At 55.2% G+C, this 10,590-nt stretch carries 11 protein-coding genes; 1 reads left to right on the top strand and 10 read right to left on the bottom strand.

The annotated features are described in order from the left end of the window. Positions 1-1,119 (top strand): glycoside hydrolase family 1 protein (locus tag KQJ19_RS19965; RefSeq protein WP_216404040.1); only part of this gene is annotated, 1,119 nt, incomplete at its 5' end. 55 nt (positions 1,120-1,174) lie between these two features. Here KQJ19_RS19965 and nepI read toward each other — a convergent pair. The 10 genes from nepI to KQJ19_RS19915 form a co-directional block, all read right to left on the bottom strand. Then, positions 1,175-2,359, bottom strand: a complete 1,185-nt coding sequence (gene nepI / locus KQJ19_RS19960) for a purine ribonucleoside efflux pump NepI (RefSeq protein WP_016155040.1) — start codon at positions 2,357-2,359, stop codon at positions 1,175-1,177. Positions 2,360-2,477: 118 nt separating this feature from the next. After that, on the bottom strand, positions 2,478-2,777 hold the full coding sequence (locus tag KQJ19_RS19955) for a helix-turn-helix transcriptional regulator (RefSeq protein WP_016157799.1): 300 nt from the start codon (positions 2,775-2,777) through the stop codon (positions 2,478-2,480). Between the two features lie 8 nt (positions 2,778-2,785). Continuing rightward, positions 2,786-3,127, bottom strand: coding sequence for a type II toxin-antitoxin system RelE/ParE family toxin (locus KQJ19_RS19950; protein ID WP_016157800.1), 342 nt, complete (start codon positions 3,125-3,127; stop codon positions 2,786-2,788). A 100-nt stretch (positions 3,128-3,227) separates the two neighbouring features. After that, complete coding sequence (locus tag KQJ19_RS19945; RefSeq protein WP_016157801.1) at positions 3,228-3,680, bottom strand: DUF1198 family protein; 453 nt, start codon at positions 3,678-3,680, stop codon at positions 3,228-3,230. A gap of 148 nt (positions 3,681-3,828) precedes the next feature. After that, the gene (uhpT, locus tag KQJ19_RS19940; RefSeq protein ID WP_003023929.1) at positions 3,829-5,220 is read right to left on the bottom strand and encodes a hexose-6-phosphate:phosphate antiporter; all 1,392 of its coding nucleotides are present in this window, start codon (positions 5,218-5,220) and stop codon (positions 3,829-3,831) included. A gap of 142 nt (positions 5,221-5,362) precedes the next feature. Next, the gene (locus KQJ19_RS19935) at positions 5,363-6,691 is read right to left on the bottom strand and encodes an MFS transporter (protein ID WP_216404039.1); all 1,329 of its coding nucleotides are present in this window, start codon (positions 6,689-6,691) and stop codon (positions 5,363-5,365) included. Positions 6,692-6,700: 9 nt separating this feature from the next. Then, on the bottom strand, positions 6,701-8,203 hold the full coding sequence (gene uhpB / locus KQJ19_RS19930; RefSeq protein ID WP_216404038.1) for a signal transduction histidine-protein kinase/phosphatase UhpB: 1,503 nt from the start codon (positions 8,201-8,203) through the stop codon (positions 6,701-6,703). Continuing rightward, entirely contained in the window at positions 8,200-8,793 is a 594-nt protein-coding gene (gene uhpA, locus KQJ19_RS19925; RefSeq protein WP_016155044.1) for a transcriptional regulator UhpA, read from the bottom strand. Before uhpA ends, uhpB begins: the two co-directional genes overlap by 4 nt. Before the next feature lie 195 nt (positions 8,794-8,988). After that, positions 8,989-10,002 carry an aldose 1-epimerase family protein gene (locus KQJ19_RS19920; protein ID WP_216404037.1) on the bottom strand — a complete coding sequence of 338 codons (1,014 nt, stop codon included), beginning with the start codon at positions 10,000-10,002 and terminating at the stop codon, positions 8,989-8,991. Between the two features lie 11 nt (positions 10,003-10,013). Continuing rightward, positions 10,014-10,590: MFS transporter (locus tag KQJ19_RS19915; protein ID WP_216404036.1), on the bottom strand; the 577-nt coding region annotated here is incomplete at its 5' end.

The following is a 10,590-nucleotide window of genomic DNA, read 5'->3' as shown; positions in this document are numbered from 1 at the left end:
GGTACTGGCGACGTCAACCCGCAGGCAGTTGATTTCTATAACAACGTCATCGATGAGCTGCTGGCGCAAGGCATTACGCCATTTATCACCCTGTTCCACTTCGATATGCCGATGGTGATGCAGGAGAAAGGTGGCTGGGAAAACCGTGATGTGGTTGAGGCGTTTGGTCGCTACGCACAAACCTGTTTTACCTTGTTCGGCAATCGGGTGAAGCACTGGTTCACCTTTAACGAACCGATTGTCCCGGTAGAAGGCGGCTATCTGTATGACTTCCATTACCCTAATGTGGTGGATTTCAAACGCGCGGCCACCGTGGCGTATCACACCGTACTGGCGCATTCCACGGCGGTGCGCGCGTACCACGCCGGAAGTTATGACGGTGAAATCGGTGTGATCCTGAATTTAACGCCCTCTTATCCGCGCTCACAACACCCGGCGGATGTAAAAGCTGCGCACCATGCGGATCTGCTGTTTAACCGCAGCTTCCTTGACCCGGTGCTAAAAGGTGAATATCCGGCGGATCTGATAGAGCTGCTAAAAGAGTACGATCAACTCCCAGCATGTCAGCCAGGCGACAGTCAGCTCATCGCCGATGGCAAAATCGACCTGCTCGGTATTAATTATTATCAGCCGCGCCGCGTGAAATGTCGTGATACTGCCGTCAATCCTGACGCGCCGTTTATGCCGGAGTGGCTGTTTGATTATTACGAAATGCCGGGGCGTAAAATGAACCCTTACCGTGGCTGGGAAATTTACGAGCCAGGTATTTACGATATTATTACTAATCTGCGTGATAACTACGGCAACCCGCGCTGTTTTATTTCTGAAAACGGCATGGGAGTCGAAAATGAGCAACGTTTTATTCAGCAGGACCAAATCAACGACAGCTACCGCATTGAATTTGTTTCCGCGCATCTTAAATGGCTACATAAAGGCATTAGCGAAGGGTGTAATTGTCTTGGCTACCATATGTGGACCTTTATTGATAACTGGTCCTGGCTCAATGGATATAAAAACCGCTACGGTTTTGTCCAGTTAGATTTAGATACGCAAAAACGTACGGTGAAGAAAAGCGGCGAATGGTTTGCCCATACCGCCGAAAACAAGGGTTTTGATTGATTCAGCCGTCAGATAGCGGTGTTGCCTGAAAGCTGCGCGCCATCAGGCAACAATCTCACTGTATTCTGACCTTCATCGTGACCAGAAGCGCCGTCAGCAGCATCAGGCTGCCGGAAAGCATCAGGGGCGAAAGCAGTCCGAGGTTATCGAGCGCATAGCCTCCCACCGCTGCCCCGCAGGTATTGGCAAGCTGGATCACGGCGACCTGGACGGATCCGGCTTTTTCTGCCTGATCGGCAAGCGATCGGGTGATCCACGTCGACCAGCCGACCGGAACCAACGCAAACGCCAGGCCCCAGATAATCGCAATACCTGCCGCCACAACTTTGTCGCTACCCCACAGGATCAGGACCAGCGCGCTAAGCGCCAGCACCAGCGGCGCACCGGCTAAGGCCAGTTTGACCGAGCGCTTCAGAACTACCGAGGAGAGCGACGTCCCGACAAAGCTGGCGATACCAAAACTCAGCAGCACCAACGTCAGGCCATCAACTTCAAAGCCTGCCAGATTCATATAGATCGGGCGAATATAGGTAAAGAAGGCGAACTGTCCGGCAAAGGACATAAAGATGGCAATCATCCCGGCCATCACCCCCGGGCGCTGCAGCAGGCTGAACATATTTTGTTTCTGATGCGAAGGTTCACCTGGCAACGACGGCAGCGCTCTTACCACCCAAATCGTGCACAGCACGCCCATTACCGCCGCCGCATTAAACACGTTGCGCCAGCCGATAATACCGCCCAAAAAACTCCCCAGCGGCGCGGCAATCACCAGCGCGACAGAGACCGCGCCAAAAATCACCGACAGCGCTTTCGGTACCGTACGGGCGGGAACCAGACGCATGGTCAGCGACGCCGACATCGCCCAGAATCCGCCAAGCGCCAGACCGAGACAGGCGCGGCCAATGAGCAGCAGTGAAAAAGAGTTGGCAAAGGAAACCAGCAGGCAGGAGAGCGTCAGCAGCACCGAAAACACGATCACCACGTAGCGACGATCGGTCGCCTGGATAATTTGCGTCACAAACAGGCTGGCGAACATGGCAACAAATGCCGTCACAGTCACCGATTGTCCGGCAACACCTTCAGAAATCCCCAGATCCTGCGCCATCGGCGTTAACAGGCTAACGGGCAGAAACTCAACGGTTATCAGGCAGGCAACGCAGAACGCCACGGCGAATACCGCCGACCAGTTCGGTCGGGCATTTGCCTCAGCGCGGGATTTTTGTTCAACAGCTTCACTCATTTTGTTACCTGCGTGGGGTTATTGCAGAAAAGTTACGCAGTGTAACATTAAATTTGTGACGCATTTAACGTTTTGGCAACTACTTTCATCTAACACAAAATCCAGGCCACACGGATTTTTAAAGATGAAACGCGACTCTTTTACCTGTCGGTAACTTAACATCAATGCTCAATTCGCCACCTAACGCCGTGACATAACGCTTAAGCGTCGACAGACGAGGATCGTTATCCGCCTGTTCCATTTTTGCGATTGTTGGCTGCTTAACGCCCATTGCCGAGGCAAGTTCCGCCTGAGAGAGATTCAGTTCTTCCCGTAACATATTTAACGCAATCACCTGACGTAGCACTTCTACTTTTTCAGCAATGCGCTCCTGGCTTTCCGGGCTTTGTTTCGCCATCAATTCTTTAAGCGTCGCCATAATTTTCCTTACTTATTAAGGTGATTTCGGTACTCAGCGTCAGCAAGCCTGATCATCTCTTTATAGAATTTCTTCTCGTTTAACCCTGTTTTATCGCCAGCGCATAACACGATGCCATGGCGAGAAGGATCAAACACGAAGAACGCCCGAATCGGGTTGCCCTGATGCTGCACTCGCAACTCTTTCATATTTGAAAAAGCAGAAGCATTTACCGTATCAGCAAACGGCCTGCCTAACTGAGGACCATACTCGGATAAAATCATCATCGCTGCGAGCATATCTTCCTTGAGCGCCTCGGTCTGTACGTCAAACCATTTATCGAAAACATCCGTTGTTTCCACTTCCCACATCAACGATCCCTCATAGCTAATAAGCTATAGGTAAATTATAGCCCATTAGCTATTAAATCAATTTATATTTGCACAATTAATTCGCCAACAGGCATGACTGTCAGTGTAGCCAGTGCACGCCATCTTCGGGCTGGAAAAAGGCGTTATAGCGCATCTGAAACGCATTAAACTCCTGCATATCCGGCTCTATTTCGCGCAGAAAACCGAGCGCCAGACGCACCTGTGCATCAGTAATCGGCGTGGCCAATCGGGCTTTTTGCAGCCAACGGTGCCATTGCAGCAGATTCGACTCACTGCCGTCGACAATAACGATTTGCCAGATCAACAACACCTGGGCAGCATTTTGCAGATGCGATTCATCTGGGCGGTGGAGGTACTGTAAAAAAGCCTCACCCTGTACTTTTCCCATCTGATCGATCATCGACTCTACCGGCACAACATCAATATTCAGTCGCTCGCTCAGACGGCGAATTGCCCGTCGAGATCCGGACGTCAACACCCGAAAACCCACTACAAAAACAACGACCAATGTGGCCAGCATTATCCAAATCATGCGCACATCCATTACCAGACAGGATGCCCATCATAACGGCAAATTCCTCTCTGTCGACGACTGAACGTATCAACGCGATTCAGGATGGATCCGCGGCATAAAAAAGCCCGCCATTCAGGCGGGCAAAAGTTACCAATGCACACTTAACTTAAGCGACTTTCAATTGTTGAATTTTTTTCTCGCGGCGAATTTTACGTTCTTCAAACACGGCCACGATGGCCATCAGGCAGATACAACCGATGGCGGCGGTATCCAGCGCGGCGAACGTGCCCGCCCAGCCGGTCAGACCAAAAATCGGCGTGCCGTCGGCAATCATCCCCAGACCCAGCTTGGCGAAGCTGTCACCAATCAGGTATGCGAAGGTGCCTTTAATCCCATCGGCTGCGCCGATCGCTTTTTTCGGTACGAATCCGACGGCTGCAACGCCGATTAACAGCTGGGGACCAAACACCAGGAAGCCCAGCGCAAACAGCGAAGCCAGATAGACATACTGGTTGCTGGCGTGCTGATAAACGCCCAGGGTCGCGATAATCAACGCCAGCGCCACGCAGGCTACCAGCGCACGACGACCGTTAGCCAGGTCAGAGAGCCAACCCCACAATAGCGTGCCGACCAACGCGCCCACTTCAAACAGGGTAAAACCCTGAATCGCCACTTCTTTGGAGAGCTTCAGCTCCTGGAAAGCGTAGACAGTGGACCACTGGTCGATACCGATGCGCACCACGTACAGGAAAATGTTGGAGAAGCACAGCAGCCAGATCACTTTGTTTTTCAGCACGTACTCAACAAAGATCTGCCATTTGGTCATCTCATTTTCTTCAGTCTCTTTATCCTCTTCGCTTATCTCCTCGCCGAACAGCTCTTCAGCTTTACCGAGGCCATAAGACTCCGGGGAGTCGCTGCCGTAGCGCAGGCCGATAAAGCCGACAATCAGGGCGATAATCGACGGGAAGATAAACATACCAATGACGTGACCGTCGAACAGATAGTTGGCGCCAAACAGCGCCACGCCAGCCGCACCCGCACCACCGAGGTTATGGGAGATATTCCACATACCGAGGTAAGAACCCCGCTTGCGACGCGGCGTCCATTTGGTGATGGTGGAATAGCTACACGAGCCACCGGTACTCTGGAAAAAACCGCTCAGCGCGTAGAAGGCGATCATCAGGAACAGGCTGGTTGAACCCGCCCCCATGCTGGCGCTGAAGCCGAGCATACAGATGGCGGAGAGGATCAGCATAAACGGCAGGAACTGCTTGGTATTTTTGCCGTCGGCATAGTAGGAAACCAGCGTTTTACCCACGCCGTAGGTGATGGAGAAGCCCAGGCCAATCATCCCCAGCTGCGTCATGCTCAGCCCGTAGGTGGAGATCATGTCGTTCTGCGCGATGTTGAAGTTTTTGCGGATCAGATACATGGTCAGGTAGCCAATAAAGACCACCAGATAGGACTGCATGAACGGTTTGAACCACATTTTACGCCGCACATCGAGCGGCAGATCCAGGGTCGGCTTGCGTACCTGGTTTAGAAAGGCCAGCATTTGACACTCCCGAGCTAATTTTTATACCTGCGAATGGCAGGCATTGTAAAAATCAGCCGGGGGACGCGCCTGAGACAGCGTCCAGGTGAAACCGGGAAAATTTCTTAGTTTTGCCCTACTCGGGGCAAAAAGGTGAGGTGCATCACGCTTCGTTGAGTTCGCGTGGAGCCTGGGCGTTCAAAAACGGCAGCAGCAGCAGCGCGGATATCCCCGCCGCAATGGCGATCACCACAAAGAATCCGGTCCAGTGCCAGACCTCCATCACCTTCGCCAGCGGCCAGCCGGAAAGCGATGCCCCCAGATAGGCAAACAGCCCGACAAATCCGGTTGCCGCGCCCGCTGCCTCTTTGTGCGAGCACTCCGCCGCCGCCATGCCGATCAGCATTTGCGGGCCGAAGACGAAGAATCCGGTGGTGAAGAAGCACGCCGCCTGCATCACGTAACTGGCGAACGGCATCAGCCACAACGAGCCCACGGAGAGCAAAATTCCGGCAGCGAAAATCAGGTTCATTGGACCGCGGTTGCCGTTAAACAGTTTGTCCGAGCCCCAGCCTGCGACCAGCGCGCCGATAAATCCGCCCAATTCGAACATGGTCACGGCGGTATTGGCGGTCACCAGATCCACGCCGAGCGTCTCCGACATATACAGATTGCCCCAGTCGTTGATGGCGGCGCGAACGACGTACACCAGCACGTAACACAGCGACAGCAGCCAGATATAGGGATTCAGCAATACATAGCGGGTGAGGATCTCTTTACGGCTCAGCCCTGCGCCTTCCTGCTGCTGGGCGATTTCCAGCTCATCATGCCGCCAGTCGCCAATCGGCGGCAGACCAATCGCCTGCGGCCTGTCGCGCAGCCGCCAGCAGAGAAAAATCCCCACTACAATCGCCAGCAGCCCGGCGATCATCATCCCGGCACGCCAGCCGTAGTGCAGCGCCGTCGCCGCCATCACGATAGGGATTAGCGCCCCGCCAACATTGTGCGCAGTATTCCACAGCGCCCACCAGCCGCCGCGTTCGGTACGCGAATACCACGCAGTCAATAAACGCGCGCAGACCGGCGACCCCCAGCCCTGGAAAAAGGCGTTCAGCGCCCAGAGCACCGCAAAAACCCAGAGCGAGGTGGAGAAGCCAAACAGAATGTTCACCACGCCGGTGGCGATAAGCCCAAACCCCATAAAATAACGGGCGTTGGAACGGTCACTGACGATACCGGAAACAAACTTCGACAGGCCGTAGGTGATGTAAAACAGCGTCGCCAGCAGACCAATGTCGCTGCGGGTCAGCACGCCGCTGGTGAGGATATCCGGTACGGCGGCGTTGAAGCTCTTGCGTGTGAAATAGAACAGCGCGTAGCCGAGCCAGATAGTGGTCAGAATATGCCGCCGCCAGTAGCGGTAGAGGGCATCCACTTCACGCTTATCGGTGATGAGCGGCGCGCTGACTGGGGCTTTTAAAAACGAAAACATGACCGCTCCTTACACATAACGCTGGGGTAACGACACGCTGACCCGCGTGCCGTGCGTACAGGAAATCGAGAGCGATCCCCCGAGGGCGGTAATACGTTCACGCATCCCGGTGAGGCCAAATCCCTGCTGATTCGACCCCGGCGGCAGGCCGCTGCCGTCGTCCTCAATCACCAGCATCAGCCGTTCATCCTGCTGCCAGCCCTGAAGCGTCACCGCGCTGGCGTTGGCGTGCTTAACGATGTTGTTCAGCCCTTCCTGACAGACGCGAAACAGCGTCACCCGCTGACTTTCGCTGAGTACAGATTCGTCAATTCGCCAGTCAAGGTGGCTGACGATGCCACGGCTTTCCAGCTCCATTTCACGCATCAATGAGCGGATGGCTTGTTCCAGCGTGAGATCATCCAACTGGCGCGGACGCAGACGACCCAACAGACGACGCACCGAATCGTAAACGCCAAGAGAAAGTTGTTCGATATGCGCCCCGCTGCGCTTCACCCCTGCGTTTTCCGGCGCCAGCCGCTGGACAATGCCCGCCTGGGTGCGAATGGCGGTGATGGTCTGACCGATATCATCGTGCAGTTCGCGCGCCACATCCCGGCGCACACTCTCTTCGGTCTCCAGCAGGCGTTCAGCCAGACGGTGGTTGCGCGCTAATTCGTTTTGCAGCGACTGGTTAAGCTCGCGCAGACGCTGGATCCCCGCGCCGAGCAGCAGCCCGGTCAGGCTTTGCACCAGCAGGGAGAGCAACAGGTCAACGGGATGATCGTGCCAGGTCTGGCTGGCAATCAGCGCAATGGCGTTCATTAACGTGGCAATCAGCGCCCCCTGCCAGCCGTAGTGCCAGGCGAGCGCAATGATCGGCAGTGCGAGGCAAAACGGCGTGAAGCGCGACAGTTCATCGGGCAGGCCAAGCTGCAACCACAGGCTGACGCTAAACAGCAGCAGATACCAGACCAGATGCCGCCCGCGCCAGTTCACCGGCTGAGACACCACCGCCGGGCCCAGCGGCAACCAGGTGGTGCTGGTAAGATAGTGCCAGAAAACCAGACAGATCGGAGCCAGCGTTAATCCACCAGTGAGCGTCAGCAGTAGGGCATTCCACGCCTCTTCGCCTTGCCCAAGCCAGGGCAGCGATTGCAGCAACGCCGCCGCCGTCAGCGCCGCGCCCTGCAACAGCAGCGTGCGCCAGTCGCGCTGATGGCGGTAGCGCGAAATCAGCATCACCGGGAGTAACGTGAGGAAGCTCCCGATCATCAAAAGTAGCAAGTGAGCCAGCGCCACTTCCTGCGCCAGCCAGAAAAGAAGCAGCCATTCCGCACCCAGCAGCACCGGCCAGTAGCCGCGTGGACATTGCAGCATCAGCCCCAGACGCAGGCCAAACGGAAACAGCAGTACCGCCAACTCCGGGCGCTCAACCAGGTGCAGGCTGATACTCCACAAGCAGAACCACGCGGCAGAGAAGATAAAGAAGCAGGCAACAACGGTGATGAACCGGGAACAGAGCGTGTTCATTGCCAGCCGTCAAACATCCGGCGGGCCAGTTCGACATCGTTGCTAACGCCCAGTTTTTCCATCAGGTTAGCGCGATGCACGTGCACCGTTTTCGGCGACAGGCCCAGTTCGGCGGCAATCTCTTTAACCGCCATGCCTTGCGCCAGTTTCTCCGCCACCTGACGTTCGCGTTTGGTCAGCGGATCCTGACGACCAGCCGCCAGTTTGACGGCGATATCCGGCGTCAAATAGCAGCCGCCGGTCGCCACGGTATGCACCGCCGCGATCAGCTCATCAGGGCTACAGCGTTTAGAAAGGAAACCACGCGCGCCCGCGTTGAGCGCCTGCTCCACCAGCGCGGGGCTGTCGTGGACGGAGAGCATGATAATCGCCATCCCTTTTGGCAACTGGCTTAACAGTTCAAGACCGGAGATATCAGGCATCGAGATATCACAGATACATACCTGCACGCCACGTCCCGGTAATCCCGCCAGCGCCTCGCTGCCTGAGCCGAACTCAGCCACAACCTGCAAATCAGGTTCCAGCCCCAGCAACTGGGCAAAGCCGGAGCGGACGATAGTGTGGTCGTCGATAAGGGCAACGGTGATCATGGGTTCTGTCCTGGGGGATAAAAAACGTGCTTACCTTAACGATATACACTTTATCCTTCAAGCAGCCTCTGCATTGGCTTGGTCTGCTCACCCCAGTCACTGACTTGAGTAAGCTTCTGAGGTGAGCAGACTTGCCGCCTTATGCAGCTTGAAGGATTTTGTGTTCCGACGCGCTGCTGTTTAAGCCTTGAGCGATCAGGCGATGCCAGTTGTGACGGTAAATGTGCGGGTGTGCTGCGGTTCTAGCTGAATCAACGTGCCTTTTCGCTGTGCCGCCAGGAAGCCTTCAGGGCGACAGGTCGCAGGTAGGGCGAAGGCTGCCACCTGTTGATCGCCGTTATAGAGGATCCAACGGGTGACATAATTCAGCTCCGCGCTGGAGAAACGCGTCACGAACGTGGTGCCATCAGGTGCGATCATGCGAAATTCAGGATTATCCGTGTATCGGTCCAGTTGGTCAGCGAAGAAAACGATTTCCGGATCGTAAAAATCGGGCTCGTTGAGGCGCCCCAGCGAGGTCTCGCCCTGGATGATCCGCTGATTAAACGCCAGCCACTGCTCGGTAGGCTTAACATGCGCGGGTACCGACTCACGCAACTTCATGGCTTCATCCGGGATATTCTGGCTGAAGGTCGCTTCCGGTACGTAGGCATAGTTCATATGGCACATATACTGTAAAGGCATTGCCACTGAGGCGAGGTTGGTGACCGCCATCTGAATATCAAACAGCGCACTCGCTTTGCGCATAATCACCGCAGGATGCGCCTGATAATGATGACCGAATCCCATCACATACTCGTAGCGTCCACTCACGCGCAAATTCTCTCCCTCCAGCTCCAGCCAGGCCTCATCCATCGCGGCACAGGCCATTTCGCCATGCAACGGGTGAGAATCTTCCGGCGAAGGGCAGCCATTAGCCAATATACCCGAGTGGAAAGCAAAGCAGCCGTATGTTGCTACCACTTCCGCAGCCGGTTTCGGCTGACTGAACATGTTGCGCATGGTCAGTTCATGCCCGTCAAACTGAGCATCCCAGATCATCTGCCCCATCCAGGGCAGAATAACCAGATGTCCACGACTGTTTTCTACCTTCAGCCCTTCCACACCGCTGGCGTAACGAAATGCGGTAACCGTGAAGTCGCTATTCTTCAGTAAGATTCGCGGATGCTCTGCAAAGAGTTCCCGCCACAGCGTGATACGTGTTGTCATGATCGCTCTCCTCAGGAAACAGTCGCTTCAGCCAGGTTATTGCGCACTTTGCTTTCACGCCAGAAGTAGATACCGACGTACACGAAGCACAACATGGAGACCAGGAACGAGAGTTGTAGCGAGTGGAACATATCGGCCACATAGCCCTGAATTGCCGGAACCACCGCTGCACCAACAATCGCCATGACAATGACTGCTCCCGCCATTTCAGTATGTTCGTTATCCACGGTATCCAGCGTACCGGCATAGATTGTCGCCCAGCAGGGTCCAAACAGGACGCTCACCAGTACGGCAACGTACACGGCGCTGAAGCTTGGCGCCAGCGCAACATAGACCAGAAACAGTGCGCCAATGATGGAGTAGAGGATCAGCACTTTTTCCGGATTGAAGCGTGTCATCAAGATGTTGGCGATAAACTTGCCGATAAAGAAGCAGGCAAAGCTATAGACCATGAAGGTTGAGGCGTCGCGCTCGTTGATATCACCCAATTCCAGCGCCAGACGGATGGTAAATGACCACACCGCGACCTGCATCCCCACGTACAGGAACTGCGCCACAATCCCACGGCGGAAACGGGCATTGCTGGCC

It is taken from the genome of Citrobacter sp. S46_ASV_140, from assembly GCF_018919545.1.
GTDB lineage: Bacteria > Pseudomonadota > Gammaproteobacteria > Enterobacterales > Enterobacteriaceae > Citrobacter > Citrobacter braakii.
Note: the sequence above shows the minus strand (reverse complement) of the source record. Positions and strands in the feature narration are given on the sequence as shown.